At 71.7% G+C, this 20807-nt stretch carries 21 protein-coding genes; 11 read left to right on the forward strand and 10 right to left on the reverse strand.

Annotated features, from left to right (window positions below; genetic code table 11):
- Positions 1 to 65 precede the first annotated feature (65 nt).
- Complete coding sequence (locus tag ACIGW4_RS08200; protein ID WP_123452122.1) at positions 66 to 1448, reverse strand: glycine--tRNA ligase; 1383 nt, start codon at positions 1446 to 1448, stop codon at positions 66 to 68.
- Between the two features lie 155 nt (positions 1449 to 1603).
- On the opposite strand from ACIGW4_RS08200, the gene ACIGW4_RS08205 reads away from it, so the two are divergent.
- The 4 genes from ACIGW4_RS08205 to ACIGW4_RS08220 all read left to right on the forward strand — a co-directional run bounded on the left by ACIGW4_RS08205 (position 1604) and on the right by ACIGW4_RS08220 (position 4730).
- Complete coding sequence (locus ACIGW4_RS08205) at positions 1604 to 2572, forward strand: metal ABC transporter substrate-binding protein (protein ID WP_398708803.1); 969 nt, start codon at positions 1604 to 1606, stop codon at positions 2570 to 2572.
- A gap of 9 nt (positions 2573 to 2581) precedes the next feature.
- Complete coding sequence (locus ACIGW4_RS08210) at positions 2582 to 3352, forward strand: metal ABC transporter ATP-binding protein (protein WP_123452127.1); 771 nt, start codon at positions 2582 to 2584, stop codon at positions 3350 to 3352.
- A gap of 2 nt (positions 3353 to 3354) precedes the next feature.
- The gene (locus ACIGW4_RS08215; protein ID WP_123452129.1) at positions 3355 to 4248 is read left to right on the forward strand and encodes a metal ABC transporter permease; all 894 of its coding nucleotides are present in this window, start codon (positions 3355 to 3357) and stop codon (positions 4246 to 4248) included.
- Between the two features lie 71 nt (positions 4249 to 4319).
- Positions 4320 to 4730 (forward strand): Fur family transcriptional regulator, encoded by a 411-nt coding sequence (locus ACIGW4_RS08220; protein WP_123452131.1) that lies wholly within the window; start codon positions 4320 to 4322, stop codon positions 4728 to 4730.
- 57 nt (positions 4731 to 4787) lie between these two features.
- Here ACIGW4_RS08220 and ACIGW4_RS08225 read toward each other — a convergent pair whose 3' ends face one another.
- From ACIGW4_RS08225 to ACIGW4_RS08250, 6 genes are all read right to left on the reverse strand, one after another.
- Complete coding sequence (locus ACIGW4_RS08225) at positions 4788 to 5309, reverse strand: YcxB family protein (RefSeq protein ID WP_359587635.1); 522 nt, start codon at positions 5307 to 5309, stop codon at positions 4788 to 4790.
- Between the two features lie 7 nt (positions 5310 to 5316).
- On the reverse strand, positions 5317 to 6141 hold the full coding sequence (locus tag ACIGW4_RS08230) for an isoprenyl transferase (RefSeq protein WP_123452135.1): 825 nt from the start codon (positions 6139 to 6141) through the stop codon (positions 5317 to 5319).
- A 12-nt stretch (positions 6142 to 6153) separates the two neighbouring features.
- Positions 6154 to 6903: a DNA repair protein RecO gene (gene recO / locus ACIGW4_RS08235; protein WP_123452137.1), complete on the reverse strand. Its 750-nt coding sequence runs from the start codon at positions 6901 to 6903 to the stop codon at positions 6154 to 6156.
- A 69-nt stretch (positions 6904 to 6972) separates the two neighbouring features.
- The gene (locus tag ACIGW4_RS08240) at positions 6973 to 8274 is read right to left on the reverse strand and encodes a S8 family serine peptidase (protein WP_399579217.1); all 1302 of its coding nucleotides are present in this window, start codon (positions 8272 to 8274) and stop codon (positions 6973 to 6975) included.
- 132 nt (positions 8275 to 8406) lie between these two features.
- Positions 8407 to 8622, reverse strand: a complete 216-nt coding sequence (locus ACIGW4_RS08245) for a hypothetical protein (RefSeq protein ID WP_123452141.1) — start codon at positions 8620 to 8622, stop codon at positions 8407 to 8409.
- Positions 8619 to 8840 carry a hypothetical protein gene (locus tag ACIGW4_RS08250; RefSeq protein WP_190156855.1) on the reverse strand — a complete coding sequence of 74 codons (222 nt, stop codon included), beginning with the start codon at positions 8838 to 8840 and terminating at the stop codon, positions 8619 to 8621. The genes ACIGW4_RS08245 and ACIGW4_RS08250 overlap by 4 nt, the downstream gene beginning before the upstream one ends.
- A gap of 132 nt (positions 8841 to 8972) precedes the next feature.
- Here ACIGW4_RS08250 and ACIGW4_RS08255 point away from each other — a divergent pair, with 132 nt between their 5' ends.
- Positions 8973 to 9806: a Scr1 family TA system antitoxin-like transcriptional regulator gene (locus ACIGW4_RS08255; RefSeq protein ID WP_399579219.1), complete on the forward strand. Its 834-nt coding sequence runs from the start codon at positions 8973 to 8975 to the stop codon at positions 9804 to 9806.
- A complete protein-coding gene (locus tag ACIGW4_RS08260; protein WP_399579221.1) occupies positions 9788 to 9982 on the forward strand; it encodes a DUF397 domain-containing protein in 195 nt (64 codons plus the stop codon). Before ACIGW4_RS08255 ends, ACIGW4_RS08260 begins: the two co-directional genes overlap by 19 nt.
- Here the strand turns inward: ACIGW4_RS08260 and ACIGW4_RS08265 are convergent.
- A complete protein-coding gene (locus ACIGW4_RS08265) occupies positions 9963 to 10403 on the reverse strand; it encodes a hypothetical protein (protein WP_148086872.1) in 441 nt (146 codons plus the stop codon). The two genes, ACIGW4_RS08260 and ACIGW4_RS08265, sit on opposite strands and share 20 nt — an antisense overlap.
- 100 nt (positions 10404 to 10503) lie before the next feature.
- Between ACIGW4_RS08265 and ACIGW4_RS08270 the strand changes: the two genes are divergently transcribed.
- The 5 genes from ACIGW4_RS08270 (at position 10504) to ACIGW4_RS08290 (ending at position 17738) form a co-directional block, all read left to right on the forward strand.
- Positions 10504 to 11415: a nuclease gene (locus tag ACIGW4_RS08270; protein ID WP_359587630.1), complete on the forward strand. Its 912-nt coding sequence runs from the start codon at positions 10504 to 10506 to the stop codon at positions 11413 to 11415.
- 99 nt (positions 11416 to 11514) lie between these two features.
- Positions 11515 to 12348, forward strand: a complete 834-nt coding sequence (locus tag ACIGW4_RS08275; RefSeq protein ID WP_399579224.1) for a hypothetical protein — start codon at positions 11515 to 11517, stop codon at positions 12346 to 12348.
- Positions 12349 to 12501: 153 nt separating this feature from the next.
- Positions 12502 to 13875 carry an FAD-dependent oxidoreductase gene (locus ACIGW4_RS08280; RefSeq protein WP_359587628.1) on the forward strand — a complete coding sequence of 458 codons (1374 nt, stop codon included), beginning with the start codon at positions 12502 to 12504 and terminating at the stop codon, positions 13873 to 13875.
- A gap of 184 nt (positions 13876 to 14059) precedes the next feature.
- Positions 14060 to 15760: a LuxR C-terminal-related transcriptional regulator gene (locus tag ACIGW4_RS08285; protein WP_399579226.1), complete on the forward strand. Its 1701-nt coding sequence runs from the start codon at positions 14060 to 14062 to the stop codon at positions 15758 to 15760.
- A gap of 607 nt (positions 15761 to 16367) precedes the next feature.
- On the forward strand, positions 16368 to 17738 hold the full coding sequence (locus tag ACIGW4_RS08290; RefSeq protein ID WP_399579228.1) for an FAD-binding oxidoreductase: 1371 nt from the start codon (positions 16368 to 16370) through the stop codon (positions 17736 to 17738).
- 20 nt (positions 17739 to 17758) lie between these two features.
- Here ACIGW4_RS08290 and ACIGW4_RS08295 read toward each other — a convergent pair whose 3' ends face one another.
- Both ACIGW4_RS08295 and leuA read right to left on the reverse strand, forming a co-directional pair.
- Positions 17759 to 18451 carry a TerB family tellurite resistance protein gene (locus ACIGW4_RS08295; RefSeq protein WP_123452155.1) on the reverse strand — a complete coding sequence of 231 codons (693 nt, stop codon included), beginning with the start codon at positions 18449 to 18451 and terminating at the stop codon, positions 17759 to 17761.
- Between the two features lie 344 nt (positions 18452 to 18795).
- Complete coding sequence (gene leuA, locus ACIGW4_RS08300) at positions 18796 to 20559, reverse strand: 2-isopropylmalate synthase (protein WP_123452157.1); 1764 nt, start codon at positions 20557 to 20559, stop codon at positions 18796 to 18798.
- Positions 20560 to 20807: the final 248 nt, after the last annotated feature.

Below are 20807 nucleotides of genomic sequence, written 5' to 3' on the forward strand. Positions count from 1 at the left end.
TACGAGACGCGGGAGAGCCCCCGGTTCCGTCCAGGAACCGGGGGCTCTCCCGTGCGCGACCGGCTTCAGCAGCCCAGCAGACGGCTGCCCAGGTAGCCCTGGATCTGGTCGAGGGAGACGCGCTCCTGCTTCATGGTGTCGCGCTCGCGCACGGTCACCGCGTTGTCCTCGAGGGTGTCGAAGTCGACGGTGACGCAGTACGGCGTGCCGATCTCGTCCTGGCGGCGGTAGCGGCGGCCGATGGCGCCGGCGTCGTCGAACTCGATGTTCCAGTTCTGGCGCAGGTCCGCCGCGAGGCCCTTGGCCTTCGGGGAGAGCTCCGCGTTGCGGGAGAGCGGGAGGACCGCGACCTTGACCGGGGCCAGGCGGTGGTCGAGGCGCAGCACGGTGCGCTTCTCCATGACGCCCTTGGCGTTCGGGGCCTCGTCCTCGATGTACGCGTCGAGCAGGAAGGCCAGCATCGTGCGGCCGACACCGGCCGCGGGCTCGATGACGTACGGCGTGTAGCGCTCGCCGGACTCCTGCTCCAGGAAGGACAGGTTGGCGCCGGAGGCCTTGGAGTGGGCGCTCAGGTCGTAGTCGGTGCGGTTGGCGACGCCCTCCAGCTCGCCCCACTCGCTGCCGCCGAACTGGAAGCGGTACTCGATGTCGGCGGTGCGCTTCGAGTAGTGGGAGAGCTTCTCCTGCGGGTGCTCGTACCAGCGCATGTTCTCCTCACGGAGACCCAGGCCGGTGTACCAGTTCCAGCGCTGCTCCATCCAGTACTCCTGCCACTGCTCGTCCTCGCCCGGCTTGACGAAGAACTCCATCTCCATCTGCTCGAACTCGCGCGTGCGGAAGATGAAGTTGCCCGGAGTGATCTCGTTCCGGAAGGACTTGCCCATCTGCGCGATGCCGAACGGGGGCTTCTTGCGCGCGGTGGTCTGCACCTGGGCGAAGTTGGTGAAGATGCCCTGGGCGGTCTCGGGGCGCAGGTACGCGACGGAGCCGGTGTCCTGGGTCGGGCCGAGGTGCGTGGAGAGCAGGCCGGAGAACTGCTTGGGCTCGGTGAAGGTGCCCTTGTTGCCGCAGTTGGGGCAGTTGAGCTCGGTGAGGCCGTTCTCGGGGAGACGGCCGTGCTTCTCCTCGTACGCCTCCTCCAGGTGGTCGGCGCGGAAGCGCTTGTGGCAGGAGGTGCACTCGGTCAGCGGGTCGGTGAAGGTCGCGACGTGACCGGAGGCCTCCCAGACCTCGGTGGCCAGGATGACCGACGAGTCGATGCCGACGACGTCCTCGCGCGAGGTGACCATGTAGCGCCACCACTGGCGCTTGATGTTCTCCTTGAGCTCGACGCCCAGGTGTCCGTAGTCCCAGGCGGCCCGCTGACCGCCGTAGATCTCACTGCAGGGGAAAACAAAGCCACGGCGCTTGCTCAGGCTGACGATGGTGTCGATCTTGTCGGCGGCCACGGTGCTCTCTTCATTACGACGACGAAGTGCGAATGCCACAGGTTACCGGCGCGCACGCCCCCCGTATCAAATCGGTTCCGCACCGGGCCCCGGGTGGCCGGGGGCACACCCAGGGCAATTGACAACCGTTTCCAATTTTGTTGAAAATGACTGTCATGAACGTACGCCGCCTGATACCCGCCACCGCCCTCGCCGGAGCCGTCGCGCTCGGCGTCGTCTCCCTCTCCGCCTGCTCCGGGACCTCCGACGCCGCGGACAAGGGGAGCGACGGCAAGCTGGACGTGGTGGCGTCGTTCTACCCCATGCAGTACCTGGCCGAGCAGATAGGCGGCGGCCACGTCGCCGTGAACACGCTCACCAGGCCCGGCGTCGAACCTCACGACCTGGAGCTCAAGCCCCGGCAGATCGGCGAGCTCGGCGAGGCCGACGTCGTCCTCTACCTCAAGGGCATCCAGCCCGCCGTCGACGACGCCATCGCCCAGGCCGGCGTGAAGAACACCGTCGACGCCGCCGCCCTCACGAAGCTCGAAGCCCACGGCACCGAGGTCGGCCACGACCACGGCCACGGCGAGGCGGACCACGAGGACCACGGCTCCGAGGCCGGCTCCGACCCCCACGTCTGGCTCGACCCCGTGAAGTACGCCGAGGTCGCCAAGGGCGTCGGCGGCGCCCTGGAGAAGGCCGACCCGGCGAACGCCGCCGACTACCGGAAGAACACCGACGCCCTGGTGAAGAAGCTCGGCGACCTGAACACCGAGTTCGAGACGGGCCTGAAGAACACCGCCACGAAGACCTTCATCACCACCCACTCCGCCTTCGGCTACCTCGCCGAGCGGTACGGCCTGGAGCAGGAGGGCATCACCGGCATCGACCCCGAGTCCGAGCCGAGCCCCGCCCGCGTCAGGGAACTCCAGGACATCGCGAAGCGCGACAAGGTCTCCACCGTCTTCTTCGAGACGCTCGCGAGCGACAAGACCGCGAAGACCCTCGCCGGCGACACCGGACTGAGGACCGACGTCCTCGACCCCCTCGAAGGCATCACCGACAAGTCCGAGGGCCGCGACTACATCGAGGTCATGCGGTCCAACCTCGCCGCGCTGAAGACCGCGCTCGGCGCGAAGTAGGAGACAGCCTTGAACGAGAACGACGACCCCGTCATCTCCGTCCGCGGAGCCACGGCGGCCCTCGGCGCCCGCCCCGTCCTCCGGGGCGTCGACCTCACCGTCCGTCCCGGCGAGGTCGTCGCCCTGCTCGGCGCCAACGGCTCCGGCAAGTCCACCGCCGTCCGCTCGATCATCGGCCAGGTCCCGCTGACCGGCGGCACGATCGAGCTGTTCGGCACCGACCGGAAGCGGTTCCGCGACTGGGCCCGCGTCGGCTACGTGCCGCAGCGCACCACCGCCGCCGGCGGCGTCCCCGCCACCATCCGCGAGGTCGTCTCCTCCGGCCGGCTCTCCCGCCGGAAGTTCGGCTGGCTGACGAAGGCCGACCGGGCCGCCGTCGAGCGGGCCGTCGACCTCGTGGGCCTCGCCGACCGCGCCGCCGACTCCGTCTCCGCGCTCTCCGGCGGCCAGCACCAGCGGGTCCTCATCGCCCGCGCCCTGGCCTCCGAGCCCGAACTCCTGATCATGGACGAGCCGATGGCCGGCGTGGACCTCGCGAGCCAGGAGATCCTCGCCGCGACCCTGCGCGAGCAGGTCGCCGGCGGCACCTCCGTCCTCCTCGTCCTGCACGAGCTGGGCCCCCTGGAGCCCCTCATCGACCGCGCGGTCGTCCTGCGCGACGGCTGCGTCGTCCACGACGGCCCGCCGCCCGAGGCCCTCGGCCAGCACGCCCTGCCCGGCCACGACCACGTTCATCCGCACGCGGCCGACGAGCCGCTCCGCACGGGACTGCTGACCTGACCATGGACTTCCTCGAACCGGCCTTCATGCAGCGGGCGCTCCTCGCCGCCCTCCTCGTCGGCATCACCGCGCCCGCCGTCGGCGTCTACCTCGTCCAGCGCCGCCAGGCTCTGATGGGCGACGGCATCGGGCACGTCGCCATGACCGGCGTCGGCCTCGGCTTCCTGCTGAACTCCAGCCCGGTCTGGATGGCGACCCTCGTCGCCGTCGCCGGCTCCGTCGCGATGGAGCTGATCCGGGCGTACGGCAAGACCCGCGGCGACCTCACGCTCGCCCTGCTCTTCTACGGCGGCATGGCGGGCGGCGTCCTGCTGATCAACCTCTCGCCGACCGGCTCCAACGCCAACCTCACCTCGTACCTCTTCGGTTCGCTCTCCACGGTCTCGCCCGAGGACGTCACCGCGATCTCGATCCTGGCGGCCTTCGTGGTCCTCGTCACGGTCGGCCTGCGCCGGCAGCTCTTCGCCGTCAGCCAGGACGAGGAGTTCGCCCGCGTCACCGGCCTGCCGGTGCGCGCCCTGAACCTGCTGATCGCCGTCACCGCCGCCGTGACCGTCACGGTCGCCATGCGGGTCGTCGGCCTGCTCCTGGTCAGCGCGCTGATGGTGGTGCCGGTCGCGGCGGCCCAGCAGCTGTCGAAGTCCTTCCGCGCGACCTTCGTGGGCGCGGTCGTCATCGGCGTCGTCGTGGCCCTGTCCGGCACGGTCACCACGTACTACGTGGAGGCGCCGCCCGGCGCGACGATCGTCCTCTACGCGATCGGGATCTTCATCGTCCTGACCCTGCTCGCCACCCCGCTCGCCAGGCGGCGGGCCCGGGCGGCGGAAGCGGCCACGAGGGCCTGCGACGCGAAGGTTCCGGCCACCCGGCGGCCCACGGACGACGTGAAGGTCTGATCCTCGACTGATCCCGGGGGCACGGGGGGCTGGCAGAATGGCGGGGCAGACAAGCATCCAAGGAGGCCCCCGTGGCGACGGCAGGACCCCCCGTACGCGGCCGCTCGACCAAGCAGCGGGCCGCCGTGTCGGCGGCACTGAACGAGGTGGACGAGTTCCGCAGCGCCCAGGAGCTGCACGACATGCTCAAGCACCGCGGCGACTCCGTCGGCCTCACCACCGTCTACCGCACGCTCCAGTCCCTCGCGGACGCGGGCGAGGTGGACGCGCTGCGCACCAGCGACGGCGAGACGGTCTACCGCCGCTGCTCGACCGGTGACCACCACCACCACCTGGTCTGCCGCGTCTGCGGCAAGGCCGTGGAGGTGGAGGGCCCGATGGTGGAGCAGTGGGCCGAGGCGATCGCGTCGGAGCACGGCTTCGTGAACGTGGCGCACACGGTCGAGATCTTCGGCACGTGCGCGGAGTGCGCCGAGAAGTGACCTGACATACGTGGGGCCCGCACCTGAGCGATCCGGTGCGGGCCCTTTCGCACGGGTTCAGGCCCGGACGATGCTCCGGTCCAGGAGCGCCCGGAGCCGGTCGGCGTCGGCGGGGTCGGCGAGGCCGCGCTTGGGCAGATAGGCGAAGCCCGTGCCCGACTGCCTGGCCGTGAGGAGCACGAACATCCGGGACGTCTCCACGTACCGGGGCAGCATCGCCCACCGGATCACCGTGTCGGTGTCCCGGGTGGTCCAGCGGCCCCCCTCCTCGCCCACGACGGCCCGGGCCTCGCCCTGGGAGCCGATCATCCGGAAGAGGCTGTAGGCCGTCGCCCAGGGCACCAGCTCGGCGGCGCACGCGGCCACCAGTCCGAGGACGATCATCTCGGCGGCGACCGCCGGTTCCGGGTCGCCGGGCAGGAACAGCACGAGCCCCGCCGCCGCGAAGGCCAGCGCTCCGGCCCCCCAGGCCGCCCAGCGCAGCAGCCGCCACCAGACCGTGGCCCGCAGCCGCACCCGCACCGCCTCCTTCACCTCGGCGAACTCGGCCGAGTAGACGAGCTCCACTCCCTCCCCCACGGCCGACTCAGGCCTTGTCGAGGACGGCGAGGTCGGCCGGGTCGACGCCGCCGAAGCGGCGGTCGCGCTGGGCGTACTCGACGCAGGCCCGCCACAGGTCGCGGCGGTCGAAGTCGGGCCACAGCACGTCCTGGAAGACCATCTCGGCGTACGCGCTCTGCCAGATCAGGTAGTTGGAGGTGCGCTGCTCGCCGCTGGGCCGCAGGAACAGGTCCACGTCCGGCATGTCCGGGTAGTACAGGTACTTCTGGATGGTCTTCTCGGTGATCTTCGCCGGGTCGAGCCGACCCGCCTTCACGTCCTCGGCCATCGCCTGCGCCGCGTCCGTGAGCTCCGCGCGGCCGCCGTAGTTCATGCAGAAGTACAGCGTCAGCTTCGTGTTGTCCTTGGTCTGCTCCTGGGCGACCTGGAGCTCCTTGGCGACCGACTTCCACAGCTTGGGCATCCGGCCCACCCAGCGCACGCGGATGCCGAGCTCGTCGAGCTGGTCGCGCGTCTTGCGGATGAAGTCGCGGTTGAAGTTCATCAGGAAGCGCACCTCCTCGGGCGAGCGCTTCCAGTTCTCGGTGGAGAAGGCGTACAGCGAGATCGCCCCCACGCCCATCTCGATCGCGCCCTGGAGCACGTCGAGGACCTGCTCGGCGCCGACCTTGTGCCCCTCGGTGCGCGGCAGGCCGCGCTCCTTGGCCCAGCGGCCGTTGCCGTCCATGACGATCGCGACGTGCTCCGGGACCAGCTCGGTCTGGAGCTTCGGCGGGCGCGCGCCGGACGGGTGCGGCTCGGGGGTCCTGTACTCCCGACGCTGGCGCCCGAGGAGTCGTGCGATGGCCATGAGTGGTCTCTCCTAGCTTTTCTCTACGTACCGCAGGGAACGCAGGCCGCGCTCCAGGTGCCAGTGCAGATAGGCGGACACCAGCCCGCTGCCCTCCCTGACGTGACGCGGCTCGCACGCGTCCGCCGTCGCCCAGTCGCCGGTGAGCAGCGCGCTGAGCAGGCCGATGGCCTCCGCAGAGGGTACGACGCTTCCGGGCACCCGGCAGTCGCCGCATATGACCCCGCCCGCTGCGACCGAAAAGAACCGGTTCGGCCCGGGGAGTCCGCATTTGGCGCAGTCCTCGAAGCTGGGCGCGTAGCCGTTCACGGCGAGGGAGCGGAGCAGGAAGGCGTCCAGGATGAGGTGTGGGGCGTGCTCGCCCCGGGCGAGGGTCCGCAGACCGCCGACGAGCAGCAGGTACTGCTGCACGGCGGGCTCGCCCTCGTGGTCGGTGAACCGTTCCGCCGTCTCCAGCATGGCCGTGCCCGCGGTGTACCGGGCGTAGTCGGTGACGATCCCGCCGCCGTACGCGGCGATGGTCTCGCTCTGCGTGCACAGCGGCAGGCCGCGCCCGACCAGCTCACTCCCCCGGGCGAAGAACTGCACGTCCACGTGCGAGAAGGGTTCGAGGCGCGCCCCGAACTTCGACTTCGTCCGGCGTACGCCGCGCGCGACGGCGCGTACGCGGCCGTGACCGCGCGTGAGGATCGTGATGATGCGGTCCGCTTCACCCAGCTTCTGGGTGCGCAGCACGATGCCGTCGTCGCGGAACAGACTCATGCCCCCATTCTCGCGCACGCCGACGGAGCCCCGGGCGGGTACCCGGGGCTCCGTCGTGGGCGGGGCGGCTCAGTAGCCGCCGGCGTGGACGAGGTGTCCGTAGTAGCGCCCGGCGACGGGCGCGTTCGGGTCGCCCGCGAAGCCGTACGAGGCGGGCTGGGCCGCGGCGTCGGCGCGGAGCTTGGCGATCACCTGGGCGGGGGTCATGCCCGCGCAGGGCCCGGTGAGGCACAGGGCGGCCGTGCCGGCCACGTGCGGGGAGGCCATGGAGGTGCCGGAGAAGACGACCGTGGTGCCGTGGTTGCGGGTGGACCTGATGCACACGCCGGGGCCGGCGATGGTGTGGGCGGCGTCGGCGGCGCCGACCGCGAAGCTGGAGAAGTTCGCCGCGGTGTCGTCCTGGTTGCTCGTCCGGCAGGTCGCGGCGACGCCGCCTCCGGGCTGCCCGTCGAAGTCGGCCGCGGCGGTCACGGTGAGGACCTCGTCGAAGGCGGCGGGGGTGTGGTTCGCCAGGTCGTCGCTGCTGTTGCCGGCCGCGGCGACCAGCGTGACGCCGGCGTCGTTCACCACGCGGCAGATCGCCTGGTGCTCGGGGTCGTTGTTGGTGAATCCGCAGTTGCCGTCGTCGGCGCCGTCGCCGCCGAGGCTCATGTTCGCGGCCTTGATGCCGAGCGGGGCGGCGTTCTGCGCCAGCCAGTCGAGCCCGCAGAGGATGTTGGAGGTGGAGCCGCTGCCGCTGGCGCCGAGCACCTTCACCGAGTACAGCCGGGCGCCGGGCACCACACCCACGACGTCGTCGCCGTTGTCCCGGGCGGCGACCGTGCCGGCCACATGGGTGCCGTGGCCGTTGTTGTCCCGGTAGTCACCGGGCCGCGAGAGGTTCACGCAGTTGATCCCGCCGGCCACGTTGAGATCGCGGTGCCCGGTGTCGATCCCGGTGTCGATGATCGCCACCGCCGTGTCGACGGTCCCCGTCCCGTTTCCGGAGAGCGCGCTGCTCGCGTCGCCCTGGATCCGGTCCACGCCGGTCGGCAGCACCTGCCGGGTGGCGTGCACAGGCAGGTCGGGGGCGACCGCCTTCACGTTCGGGTCCGCCCGGAGCGCGGCCACCTGGGACTCCGGCACGACCGCCGAGTACCCGACCAGCGCGTGCCGGTACCGGAAGCCCACCCGCACGCCGTGGTCCCGGCCGTGGCCCTGCTCGACCGTCTCGGCCCGGCCGCGCGCCGATTCGTCGAGGACGACGATGTACCGCCCCTCCGGCTCGGCCGCCTTCGCCCCCGTGAGTCCCCCCGCCAACAACGCTCCTGCCGCCGCGGACACCGCCGCCAGCCGGTAGGCCGGTCTCGCGACCCGGCCTCGTCCCACCATGCCGAACACCTCGTCTCCCTTCGTGGTCGACGAACCCGTACTGGTTCGCGGCAACCACGTAACCGGGGCGGCGGGGTGCGTGCAGCGCGGGCGCGGCGGATGGACCAACGGGCCGCGTTCACCCGGACGGACTCACGGCACCTCGCCCCGGCTCCGGGCGTTGACGTGCGCCGTGGCCGCGCTCAGCCGCTCCGCCGTGGTGGCCTCCCGCACCCCCTCCGGCTCCACGTCCCACTCCCGGCCGCCCCCCAAGGGGCGGATCTGGACATAAGGGCCCTCGCGCCCCATGAGCCTCCCGACCCGTCCGGTACGGATCTCGACGACGTACGACCCGATGGGCAGCGTCATGAGCGACCCTCCTCCCTCGGCAGTACGGCGGCGGCGAGGAGCCGGGCCGTTTCCACCGTGCAGCATCCCAATTCCACGAGCGGCCGCGGGGGCTCCGCCGCGAGCGTGACGACGTCGAGCCCGAGCGAGGGGAGCGTGATTCCCGCCCTCGCGAGGGCCTCGCGCAATTCCGCCACTGCCTCTTGTGCGGTTCCGACTGCCCCCGTGGTCGCCTTCATGATGTCTTCCTTCACCAACGTATGCCTTTCTGAATCCATTTCCCGCTTCGCCTCTCCAGGGTGGGGGCAGATCCGTAGAATCGGCAGACGCGCGGGCCGTACAACTGCGGCGTAGTGCGGGGGAGTTAATCCATGGCCAGAAGCAAGCAGCAGGACGCGTGGGAGTTCTTCGGCGAGCTCCTGAAGGAACGGCGGGAGGCGGCGGGCCTCTCGCAGGGCGAACTGGGCAGACGGGTGTTCGTATCCGGGGCGTACATCGGCCTGTTCGAGCAGGGAATTCGAAAGCCGCAGTTGGATGTGGCGCGTCGAATCGACGAAGTCCTACAAACCGGCGGTATTTTCGAACGCACGTGGCGCAAGCTCATCAACAAGTCGCCGTACGCGTCTTATTTCAGCACGGTGGCGGAGCTGGAGGCGGTGGCGACGAAGCTGTGCGAGTTCGCGCCGCTGGTGATGCCGGGGTTGCTCCAGACGGAGGCGTACGCGAGGGCGGTCACGCTGGCCGCCAACCCGTTCGCCACGGAGGAGTACGTCGAGGAGAAGGTCACCTCGCGGATCGAGCGGGCGAGGATCCTCGCGGACGCTACAAGGCCCGAGTATTGGGTCACCTTGCACGAGAACGCGATCCGCATCCCGGTCGGCGGCCCGACGGTGATGACCGAACAACTGGGCCACATCGCCACGCTGATCCGGCAGCGGTGGGTACTGGTGACGGTCGTGCCCCGTACGACCGGGGCGCACGCCTCCATGGACGGCTCGCTTCGACTCATGGAGTTCGAGGACCAGCCGCCAACGGCCTATACAGAGACCTCGTTTTCGGGGACGCTCCTGGACGATCCGGCAGTGGTGAAGCGTGCACAGCGCGCCTACGATCTGCTCAGGGTCGCCGCCTTGTCGCCGGAGGCGTCCCAGGCCCTGATCGAATCGGCGGCGGAGGACTTCAGACGATGCACGAGTACGACCTGAGCAACGCCCGCTGGTTCAAGAGCTCCTACAGCAACGGGGAGGGCGGCAACTGCGTCGAGGTCTCGTACGACGTCACCGACCTCGTCCCGGTCCGGGACAGCAAGGTCCCCGACGGCCCCGCCCTGGTCGTGGCCGCCGCCGCCTGGTCCGCCTTCGTCAGCGGCCTGAAGGGGTGACCGCCGCACGGCGCTGACGCCTGCGGCGCCACACCGACGCCGGTGCGAGCACCGCGAGGACGAGCAGCACACTCGCCGTGATCAAGTGCGCCGGCGTGCGCCCCTGCGTCAGCACGTACACCGCGCACCCCGCGCCTCCGACGGCGACACCAACGGCCGGTGGCCAGCGCTTCGAGGTGAGCCCGGTGCCCACGACGAAGAGCGCCGGCATCGCGGACAGGAAGAGCACCCAGCCGTTCGCCTTGTAACCGTCGGCGGCGACGCATCCGCCCCGCGGGCCGGTCTCGCAGCCGCCCTCGACGAGCCCGAGCAGGCCCCAGGTCGCGGCGGCCAGCACCACGACGACCAACGGCGTCCACCACAACTGCCCGTGGTTCTCGTCGTCCAGCGTCCATCTGCTGTCGCTGCGGCCTCTGCCCATAGCCCCTCCCCCGATGGCGCTCCCCCGTGCGCGGTCGCAGCATGGAAGGAGGAGAACCGGTTCCCTTCCATGCCGCACGCACATCGCCGTGGGAGCCACCATGCCCATGCTGCTGATCAAGGGATCCTTCCATCTCTCGGGCCACACGGCCCCCGACGGGGACACGGTCCCCTTCATTCCGGACTACGTGGGCGAGTGGAAGCTCGTCCGGGGCTGCGAGAAGCCGCAGCCGGAGCGCGACGGTCACGTCGACGTCCGGCTCGAGGGCATCGACGCCCTGGAGACCCACTACACGGGGAACTACGGGGACGAGAAGCGCCAGCCGGCCAAGTTCGGCGACGAGGCCGCGGACGCGCTGCTGACTTTCCTCGGCTTCCGTGACATCCAGCGCACCCCCGACCCCCATCACCCGCACGACATGATCTCGGCGACCCCGGAATCGGTCCCGGGCTTCATCCTCACCAACGGCGCCGACGTCTTCGGCCGCTGCGTGGCGTTCGCCTGCGCCGGGGACCCGCCGGGGCCCAGCGGCTACGAGCTGGACGTGTCGGTGAGGCTCCTGAAGGAAAGGACGGCCAACTACCACCTGCTCCGCCTGGGTCTGGCGTATCCGACGTTCTACCAGGGGCTGCTCCCCGTCCTGCGCGACGCGCTGGCCGAGGGCAAGGCGGAGGCGCAGGCGGGGATCGGCGTGGGCATCTGGAACACCACGGGCAACGCCTTCGGCGACGTGACCCTCTCCGGGGCGAAGATCACCGGGATGGGGTCGATCACCGACGACGTGGTGATCCTCCCGAAGCTCTTCCGCCGCCTGAAGGAGTACTTCTCGCTCGGCTACACCACGCTCGACGCCTTCCCCGCCTACCTGGCGGGAGCCGCGGACAAGTTCCTCGACCTGACGCAGGCCAGGCCGAAGGAGCAGATCGGGCTTCAGCGGATCGTCGAGATCACCGACGCCACCACCGTGAGGATGACGCTCCCTTCGGAGAAGATCCTCTTCAAGCCGAAGTGAGCCGTCGCGCGGGCCGTCGGCCGAGGACGACGGACGGTCCGCCCGGCCACCGGGCGGCACCCCTCCCCTGAACCGGGTCCCGCCCCTACCATCCCGTCCATGTCGATCATTCCCTCCACGCCCGTCGTCCAGGGCTCCAGGAAGACCTCCCTCCGGCTCGACGGCGACGCCGTGTTGCTGAGCACCCCGCACGAGGAGGTCCGCATCCCGCTGGCGGCGATCGAGCGGATACGGGCCGAGGGGCGGTCGGTCACGGTCGAGCTGACGGCCCCGGCGGGAGAGACCCGGTACGTGCACCGGGTCGCCGGGGCGAGCGAGGCGGCGGGCGCCCTGTTCGCGGACACCGTGAACGCCGCCCTGCCCGGGGCGGCGGGCCGGGACACCACGGCCGACGGGACCGCACTCGTCGAGACGCGCGCGCTCCCCCTGAGCAGACGGGCGAGAAAGCTGCGACGCGTCATGTGGCTGTCGGTCGGCGCCCTCGGCCTGATCGTCGCCATGTGCGTGCTCGTCGCCGTCGCCGGGCAGCCGGTCGCCATGATCGCCCTCATACCCGGAGGCCTCGTCCTGACGGCGGCCCTCGCCATCGGCGCGAACGCGCTGGCCAACTGGTACCGCGAGTGGCGTCTGATCCGGCACGGCGTCACGGCTTTCGCCGCCGAGGTCCCGGAGCGGCCGGGGATGTACCTCTACACGGACCCCGCGGGACGGATCCGCCACGTGTTCACCTGGGCGGGCGGCATCGCCGTCAAGATCAGCTACGACCTCGCCGACCCGGCGGACGTCGTCCTCCCGAGGGCCGCCCTGTTCCGGCGCGGTGAGCTCGCCCTCGGACTGTTCTTCGCCCTCGTCGCGCTCTTCGGCTTCTTCGGCCTGACCGCGCTGACCGTCGCCGCGTTCGTCGACCCCGAGGCGATCTCCGGCACCGCCTAGCCATGCTTGACCTAGCCGCACTTATGGAAGTCATAAGTTCACCTTATGAGGCCATAGACCGGGGGCGGGTACCTCACCGCGCGAGGGGTTATTTAGGGTGGCCTAAGTGTCGGCGGCCTCGCCGCCACGTCGCTTGCGAAGGGAAACCCCGTCATGCCCCGCCCCCTCCGGGTCGCGATCGTCGGCGCCGGCCCCGCCGGAATCTACGCCGCCGATGCGCTGCTGAAGTCCGAGGCCGCCGCCGAGCCGGGCGTGTCGATCGACCTCTTCGAACGGATGCCCGCGCCCTTCGGCCTGATCCGCTACGGCGTCGCCCCCGACCACCCGCGCATCAAGGGCATCATCACCGCCCTCCACCAGGTCCTCGACAAGCCGCAGGTCCGCCTCTTCGGCAACGTGAACTACGGCACCGACGTCCACCTCGACGACCTGCGCTCCTTCTACGACGCGGTGATCTTCTCGACCGGCGCCATGTTCGACCGCGAGCTCCGCATCCCGGGCGTCGAGCTGGACGGCTCGTACGGCGCCGCCGACTTCGCCTCCTGGTACGACGGTCACCCGGACGTGCCGCGCACCTGGCCCCTGGAGGCCGAGAAGGTCGCCGTCCTCGGCGTCGGCAACGTGGCGCTCGACATCGCCCGCATCCTCGCCAAGACGGCCGACGAGCTCCTCCCGACCGAGATCCCGGCGAACGTCTACGACGGCCTCAAGGCCAACAAGGCCGTCGAGATCCACGTCTTCGGCCGCCGCGGCCCGGCGCAGGCGAAGTTCAGCCCCATGGAGCTGCGCGAGCTCGACCACTCGCCGAACATCGAGGTCATCGTCAACCCCGAGGACATCGACTACGACGAGGGCTCGATCGCCGAGCGCCGCAAGAACAAGCAGACCGACATGGTCGCCAAGACCCTGGAGAACTGGGCGATCCGCGACGTCGGCGACCGCCCGCACAAGCTCTTCCTGCACTTCTTCGAGTCCCCCGTCGAGATCCTCGGCGAGGACGGCCGGGTCGTCGGCCTGCGCACCGAGCGCACCGAGCTCGACGGCACCGGCAACGTCAAGGGCACCGGGCAGACCACCGACTGGGACGTCCAGGCCGTGTACCGCGCCGTCGGCTACCTCTCCGACGAGCTGCCCAAGATCCCCTGGGACGCCGTCTCCGGCACCATCCCGGACGAGGGCGGCCGCGTCGTCGAGGAGACCGGCGCGCACATGGCCTCCACCTACTGCACCGGCTGGATCCGGCGCGGCCCCGTCGGCCTCATCGGCCACACCAAGGGCGACGCCAACGAGACCGTCGCGAACCTCCTGGACGACTTCGCGAACGGACGCCTGCTCACGCCGGAGACCCCGGAGGAGGACGCGGTCGTGTCCTTCCTGGAGGGCAAGGGCGTCACGTACACGACGTGGGAGGGCTGGTACGCCCTGGACGCCGCCGAGAAGGCCCTCGGCGAGGCGCAGGGCCGCGAGCGCGTGAAGATCGTCGAGCGCGAGGACATGCTCCGCGCGTCCGGCGTCGACCTCGGCTGACGGACACGCCCAGGCCCCCCGGGCCCCCACCGGTCACGTACCGGCGGGGGCCCGACCCGTTCCCGGTGGGGGGCCGATCCGTTTCCGGCGGGGGTCGGCCCGTTCCCCGCCCGAGGTCCCGGTCGGCGGGCCCGGGGCCGTACGCGCTCATATCCTGGAAGGACCCGAAGGGAAGTGAGCGGCGATGGCCGTCCCCGTCGAGCAGGCCCCCGCCGTCGAGCGGGCACGGTCCGCGGCGGCCCGGGAGTCCTGGGCCGAGGCCTACGTACTGCTGCGCGAGGCCGACCGGCACCCCACGCACGCCCTGACCGCCGAGGACCTCGACGTCCTCTCCGACGCGGCCTGGTGGTCCGGGCACGTCGACGAGTCCGTCGCCGCCCGGCTGCGGACGCACGCCGCGTACGTCGCGGCCCACGACCGCCGGGGCGCCGGCCTCGCCGCCTGGTGGCTCCACTACGAGTACGCCGGCCTCGGGCGGCCCGCGGCCGCGGCTGGCTGGCTGCACCGCGCCCGGCACCACCTGGAGGGCCTGCCGCCCGGCCCCGAACACTGCTTCCTCGCCTGGACGGACGCCGAGGAGGCCACCGCGCGCGGCGACCACGCGGCGGCCCTCGCGGCGGCCGGCCGCATGACCCGCCTCGCCCTCCGCGCCGAGAGCCCCGACCTGCTGGCCCTCGCCCGCCAGGCCACCGCCGCGGCGCTCCTCGCCCAGGGCCGCCGCACCGAGGCCCTGACCCACCTCGACGAGGCGATGTGCGCGGTGACGGCGGGCGAACTGAGCGGCATGTTCACGGGCTTCCTGTACTGCCTGGCCATCACCCAGTGCATGGAGTCCGCCGACTTCGCCCGCGCCGTGGAATGGACGAACGCGGCGATGGAGTGGTGCGCCCCGCCGTGGACGGGCGCGGGACCCGGCGACGGCGTCGCCGCGCCCATCGGCGTCCCCTCCGGCGAGAACCCCTTCCGGGGCGTGTGCCGGGCGCACCGGGTCGAGGTGCTCGACCTCCTCGGGGCGTGGGCGCTCGCCGAGGCGGAGGCCCGGCAGGCGTGCCGGGAGGTGCCGGTGGACTGCCTGGAGTCGGCGGCCGCCGCGTACTACGCCGCCGGGGACGTCCAGCGGCGCCAGGGCCGCCTGGAGGAGGCCGCCGTCTCGTACGCGCACGCCCACGAGCTGGGCCGGATCCCGCAGCCGGGCCTCGCGCTGCTGCGCCTGGCCCAGGGCCGGGCCGAGGCCGCCGTGGCCGGCGTCGACCTGGCCCTCGCCTGCCAGAGCGACGCCCGGCACGACCTCCTCGGCCGGGCCCGGCTGCTCGCCGCCCGCACCGAGGTGGCCCTCGCCGTCCGTGACGTGCCCGGGGCGGCGGGCGCGGCGGCGGAGCTGGAGGTGCTGGCCGGGGACGTACCGCTGCTCCGGGCGATGGCCGACGCGGCGCGGGGCGCGGTGGCCCTGGCGGAGGCCCGGCCGGAGCCCGCGCTGCGGCTGCTGCGGCGGGCGCTCGCCGGCTGGCTGGAGCTGCGCGTGCCGTACGAGGCGGCGCAGGTACGGATGCTGCTCGCGGCGGCCGACCGGACGGTGGGCGACGAGGAGGCGGCCCGCCTGGAACTGGGCGCGGCGCGGGCGGTCTTCGAACGGCTCGGCGCCGGGCCGGACACCCGGCGGGCGGGCGCCCTGCTGACACGCCGCCGCCTGCCGGGCGGGCTGACGGCCCGGGAGGCGGAGGTGCTGCGCCTGGTCGCGTCGGGCGGGACGAACAAGGAGATCGCGCGGGCGCTGGTGATCAGTGAGCACACGGTGGGGCGGCACCTGAACAACATCTTCGCGAAGCTGGGCGTGAACTCCCGCGCGGCAGCCACGGCCTACGCGTACGCCCACAACTTGCCCTGACCCCCACCGGGCGGTGCCCACCCACCCCCACCGGGGCGGTACCCCCCCGTTGTGGGCCTGCGCCCGCCGGACCGATACCCCCGCCCACCCCGTTGTGGGCTGCGCCCGCCGGGCCGATACCCCTGCCCCCCGTTGCGGGCTGCGCCTGCTGGGGCAGTGCCCCCGCGCCCCCCGTTGTGGGCAATCGTTCCGCTGGGGCGGAACGGGTGGGCACAACGGACCCGCGCCCTGCCGGCGCCAGAGGCTCCCGCGCTTGAACCCGCACCCCGTGCACAGCGCACCGGTGGTGCGGGTCAAGGCGCGGAACGCGGAGGCGCCGCTTAAGCGCGCCGTCCCGTGTGCCCACCCGTCCCGCCCCAGCGGGACGATTGCCCACACGGGGGTGGGCGAGGGCACCGCCCCGGCGGGTGCGGCCCGCACGGACAGGGGGCACCGCCCAGCACGGGCGCGGGCCCCGCGCGGGCGGGTGGGCGCCGCCCCGGCGGGCGTGGGCCCCGCGTGGTGCGGGTCCGTGGGTGGGGTGGGGTGAATCGGGTAGGGCGGCCCGTCGTGGGCATGGGTCATTCGAGTGATGCGGGCCCGGGCGCCGCCCGGGTACACCGGGAGCATGACCACCACCACCCACCCCCTGGACACGCTTCGCGGTGCCGTGCGCGGCACCGTCGTGACCCGCGGCGACCCCTCGTACGACACGTCCCGCCGGGTCTACAACGCCCTGCACGACCGCCACCCCGCCGTCGTCGTGCACGCCGTCGACGCCGGCGACGTGATGGCGGCGGTGCTGTACGCCCGGGAGCACGAGCTCCCGCTGGCCGTGCGCGGCGGTTCCCACTCGGTCGCCGGCTTCGGCACCGTCGACGACGGCCTCGTCGTCGACCTGTCCCGGATGCGCGGCGTCCGGGTCGACCCGGAGGCCCGCACCGCGCGGGCCGAGGGCGGCGCCACCTGGGGCGACTTCAACCACGCGACCCACGCCTTCGGGCTCGCCACCACCGGCGGGGTGGTCTCGACGACCGGCCTCGGCGGCCTGACGCTCGGCGGCGGCATGGGGCACCTGGCCCGGCGCTGCGGCCTGAGCTGCGACAACCTGATCGCGGCGGACGTGGTGACCGCCGAGGGCACGCTCGTCACCTGCGACGGGGACCGGAACGCCGACCTGTTCTGGGCGCTGCGCGGCGGCGGCGGGAACTTCGGCGTGGTCACCTCGCTCGCGTACCGCCTGCACCCCGTCGACGTGATCTTCGGCGGCATCACCTGCTATCCGCTCGACGGGGACGTGGCCCGCGCCTGGCGGGAGCTGAACGCCGCCGCCCCGGTGGAGCTGAACGTGATCCTCGTCCTGGCCCTCGGCCCGGAGGAGCCGTTCCTTCCGGAGCGCTGGCACGGGCGTCCGATCTGCGCCGCGTTCACCTGCTACAGCGGCCCGGCGGAGGAGGACGAGAAGGTCCTCGCCCTGCTGGACGGCCTGGGGCCGGTCGTCGGCCGGTTCATGGACCGGATGCCGTACCCGCTGGTCAACACCCTCTTCGACGAGCAGCTGCCGCCCGGCCTCTACCACTACTGGAAGGGCAATTTCAGCCGCGGGCTGTCGGACGGGGCGATCGCAGCCCACATGGAGTTCGGGGCGACGATGCCGTCGATGGAGTCGGACACGGCGATCTTCCCGATCGACGGGGCGTGCCACGAGGTGGGACCGGAGGAGACCGCGTTCGCCTACCGGGACGCCGCCTTCTCGCACTCCTTCGGCGGCACGTGGACCGACCCGGCGGACTCGGAGCGGAACATCGCCTGGACCCGCGCCTATGACAGGGCGCTGCGCCCGCACACCCAGGAGGGCGGCTACGTGAACTTCATGGACACCGACGACCAGGACCGGGTGCGGGTGAACTACCGCCAGAACTACGACCGGCTGCGTGCGGTCAAGCGCCGGTACGACCCCGACAACGTGTTCCGGCTCAACCAGAACATCGTCCCCTAGGGACCTAGGGACCTAGGGACCTAGGGAACGGTACGGGCCGAGGCCAGCAGGCGGACGGTGTCCTCCGGGGCGAGCGCGAGCGCGTTGCCGACGGTCCCGAGGACCTCGGTCTCGGCCGGGGTGTAGGCCCCGTCCGCGAGGGCGATCCGGGCTGCCTGGAGCAGGATCGACTCCCGTCCGGCGGGGGCCAGGTGCGGGGTGAGCGGCTCCAGGGCCTCGTGGAGCTCGATCGACAGGAGCGTCCCCTCGGGGTTCACCTCGGGCATGAAGCGTCCGGTGTCGGCCTCCAGCGCCTCGACGAGGTCGACGAGCTGGACGGCCGTGCACTCGGCGAAGCCGGCGGACCGGACGGCGGTGACGGCCCGGTCCAGCACCTCGCGGGACTCGGTGCCGCCGGCCGCGAGGACGGCGAGGGCGACGGTGTGCACGGCGTCCCGCAGCATCGCGGAGAAACGGCTCGTCGTCGGGTGGTCGAGCACCTCCGTACCGAAGTGCGTGTGGCAGGCCGCGCACTCGACGACGGGGCCGGTACAGCCCCGGGGCAGGACGGGGACGCCCAGGACGGCGAACCTGCGGCGGCCGGTGCGCCGCCGGTAGTTCCGGTCGCCCCCGCACTCCTCGCAGAAGAACTCGCCGTCTCCGACGGTGTTCCAGGAGGTCCGGATCCCGCAGACGGTCACCTTCCCACCACGTGAATTCCGGGCAGACCGCACACGCACCTCCTCAACGGCCCGGCTGCACTGCCGGCGTTGGCGTGATGTTAGCCACATCCTTGATGTGCCGTCAGCACCCCGTCAGGACTTCGCCGTGGAGATGGCCGAGACACGACACCGCCCCGAGAGGCCTCGGGAGGCACGGCGGCGGCGCTTCGCAAAGGCCAGGAAGCCTCCGCCGGCGGCCACGGCGGCGGCGATCGTTCCGGGCCCGATGGCCGAACCGTTCGTCGCGAGATCACCCTCCGGGGTGGCGGACGGGGCCGGGACGGTGGCGGACGTGCCGCCGCCCCGCACCCTCCGGGAGGAAGGGTGCGGGGCGGCGGACGACGGGGCGCCGGGGGTCAGCGGGCGGAGCGGTTGACCGCCGAGATGACCGCCTTCAGGGAGGCGCGGGTCGTGTTGGCGTCGATGCCGATGCCCCACAGGACCTTGCCGTCGATGGCGCACTCGATGTACGAGGCGGCCTGCGCGGAGGCGCCCTCGCTCATCGTGTGCTCCTGGTAGTCCAGCAGGCGGGCGTCGACGCCGATGGACTGCAGCGCGGCGAAGAACGCGGAGATCGGACCGTTGCCGGAGCCGGTCAGGACGGTGTCGACGCCGTCGACGACCGCCTCGACGGTCAGGGTGTCCGTGCCGTCGGTGTCGGAGGTGGTCTGGCCGGAGCGCAGCTGGATGCGGCCCCAGGCGTTGTCCGGGTTGGGCAGGTACTCGTCCTGGAAGACGGCCCAGATCGCGGCCGGCGTGACCTCGCCGCCCTCGCTGTCGGTCTTCTGCTGGATGATCTTCGAGAACTCGATCTGCATCCGGCGGGGCAGGTCCAGCTTGTGGTCGTTCTTCAGGACGTACGCGATGCCGCCCTTGCCGGACTGCGAGTTGACCCGGATCACGGCCTCGTAGGAGCGGCCGACGTCCTTCGGGTCGATCGGCAGGTACGGGACGGCCCACTCGATCTCGTCGACGGTCTTGCCCTGGGCGGCCGCGTCGGCCTCCATGGCGTCGAAGCCCTTCTTGATGGCGTCCTGGTGGGAGCCGGAGAAGGCGGTGTAGACCAGGTCGCCCGCGTAGGGGTGGCGCGGGTGGACCTCCATCTGGTTGCAGTACTCGGAGGTGCGGCGGATCTCGTCGATCTGGGAGAAGTCGATCTGCGGGTCGACGCCCTGCGAGAACAGGTTCATGCCCAGCGTCACCAGGTCGACGTTGCCGGTCCGCTCGCCCTGGCCGAACAGGCAGCCCTCGACGCGGTCGGCGCCCGCCATGACGGCCAGTTCGGCCGCCGCGACGGCGGTGCCGCGGTCGTTGTGCGGGTGGACGGAGATGCAGATGTGCTCGCGGCGGGTCAGGTTCCGGGCCATCCACTCGAACCGGTCCGCGTGCGTGGACGGCGTCGAACGCTCCACGGTGGCGGGCAGGTTGAGGATGATCTCGCGGCCCGGGCCGGGCTGCCAGACGTCGCAGACCGCCTCGCAGACCTCCAGGGCGAAGTCCAGCTCGGTGTCGGTGAAGATCTCGGGGCTGTACTGGTAGCCGAAGGTCGTCTCCGGGCCCAGCAGCTTCTCCGCGTACTCCATCACCAGCCGCGTGCCGTCCACGGCGATCTGCTTGATCTGCTCCTTCGAGCCGCGGAAGACGACCCGGCGGAAGGTGGGCGCGGTCGCGTTGTACAGGTGGACGGTGGCGCGCTTGGCGCCCTTCAGGGACTCCACGGTCCGCTCGATCAGGTCCTCGCGGGCCTGGGTCAGGACGGAGATGGTGACGTCGTCCGGGATGGCGCCCTCTTCGATGATGGAGCGCACGAACGCGAAGTCGGTCTCGCCGGAGGACGGGAAGCCGACCTCGATCTCCTTGTAGCCCATGCGTACGAGCAGGTCGAACATCTCGCGCTTGCGGGCCGGGGACATCGGGTCGATCAGGGCCTGGTTGCCGTCGCGCAGATCGGTGGACAGCCAGCGGGGCGCCTTGGTGATGCGCTTCTCGGGCCAGGTCCGGTCGGGGAGGACGACGGCCTCGTACGGGCCGTACTTGTGGATCGGCATCCCGGACGGCTGCTGCGTGTGGGTCGCGTTGGTGATCGGCGTGGGGCGGCTGACGAAAGGCGACTGGGACATTGCGTAGGGCTCCTCGGGTCCAGCAAGTAGGACGGCCGACTGTCGAACGCAGCACCGAAACCCGCGGGGAGGGGGTCGGCCTACGACTACAGGCCCTCGCCGCGGCAGCTAAGGAGAAGCAGCCCGAAACGCATGATGTGCGTCACCATAGCCCAGGTCCGTGGAAGGCGGACGTCCTGTTTCAGTATGCGGGACGGCCGGTGCGTCAAGGGCGAAAGGTGACCTATCACTCCATTTCGCCAATCCTT

This window comes from Streptomyces sp. NPDC053513 (assembly GCF_044544765.1).
In the GTDB taxonomy this organism is placed as follows: Bacteria; Actinomycetota; Actinomycetes; order Streptomycetales; family Streptomycetaceae; genus Streptomyces; species Streptomyces litmocidini.

What these genes read in the sequence shown, in the direction of transcription:
- ACIGW4_RS08265 (WP_148086872.1), bottom strand. Translation starts at nt 10,403, where the DNA reads ATGGGCAGAGGCCGCAGCGACAGCAGATGGACGCTGGACGACGAGAAC.
- ACIGW4_RS08240 (WP_399579217.1), bottom strand. Translation starts at nt 8,274, where the DNA reads ATGGTGGGACGAGGCCGGGTCGCGAGACCGGCCTACCGGCTGGCGGCG.
- ACIGW4_RS08250 (WP_190156855.1), bottom strand. Translation starts at nt 8,840, where the DNA reads ATGAAGGCGACCACGGGGGCAGTCGGAACCGCACAAGAGGCAGTGGCG.
- ACIGW4_RS08280 (WP_359587628.1), top strand. Translation starts at nt 12,502, where the DNA reads ATGCCCCGCCCCCTCCGGGTCGCGATCGTCGGCGCCGGCCCCGCCGGA.
- ACIGW4_RS08290 (WP_399579228.1), top strand. Translation starts at nt 16,368, where the DNA reads ATGACCACCACCACCCACCCCCTGGACACGCTTCGCGGTGCCGTGCGC.
- recO (WP_123452137.1), bottom strand. Translation starts at nt 6,903, where the DNA reads ATGAGTCTGTTCCGCGACGACGGCATCGTGCTGCGCACCCAGAAGCTG.
- leuA (WP_123452157.1), bottom strand. Translation starts at nt 20,559, where the DNA reads ATGTCCCAGTCGCCTTTCGTCAGCCGCCCCACGCCGATCACCAACGCG.
- ACIGW4_RS08215 (WP_123452129.1), top strand. Translation starts at nt 3,355, where the DNA reads ATGGACTTCCTCGAACCGGCCTTCATGCAGCGGGCGCTCCTCGCCGCC.
- ACIGW4_RS08205 (WP_398708803.1), top strand. Translation starts at nt 1,604, where the DNA reads ATGAACGTACGCCGCCTGATACCCGCCACCGCCCTCGCCGGAGCCGTC.
- ACIGW4_RS08270 (WP_359587630.1), top strand. Translation starts at nt 10,504, where the DNA reads ATGCCCATGCTGCTGATCAAGGGATCCTTCCATCTCTCGGGCCACACG.
- ACIGW4_RS08255 (WP_399579219.1), top strand. Translation starts at nt 8,973, where the DNA reads ATGGCCAGAAGCAAGCAGCAGGACGCGTGGGAGTTCTTCGGCGAGCTC.
- ACIGW4_RS08245 (WP_123452141.1), bottom strand. Translation starts at nt 8,622, where the DNA reads ATGACGCTGCCCATCGGGTCGTACGTCGTCGAGATCCGTACCGGACGG.
- ACIGW4_RS08285 (WP_399579226.1), top strand. Translation starts at nt 14,060, where the DNA reads ATGGCCGTCCCCGTCGAGCAGGCCCCCGCCGTCGAGCGGGCACGGTCC.
- ACIGW4_RS08260 (WP_399579221.1), top strand. Translation starts at nt 9,788, where the DNA reads ATGCACGAGTACGACCTGAGCAACGCCCGCTGGTTCAAGAGCTCCTAC.
- ACIGW4_RS08275 (WP_399579224.1), top strand. Translation starts at nt 11,515, where the DNA reads ATGTCGATCATTCCCTCCACGCCCGTCGTCCAGGGCTCCAGGAAGACC.
- ACIGW4_RS08230 (WP_123452135.1), bottom strand. Translation starts at nt 6,141, where the DNA reads ATGGCCATCGCACGACTCCTCGGGCGCCAGCGTCGGGAGTACAGGACC.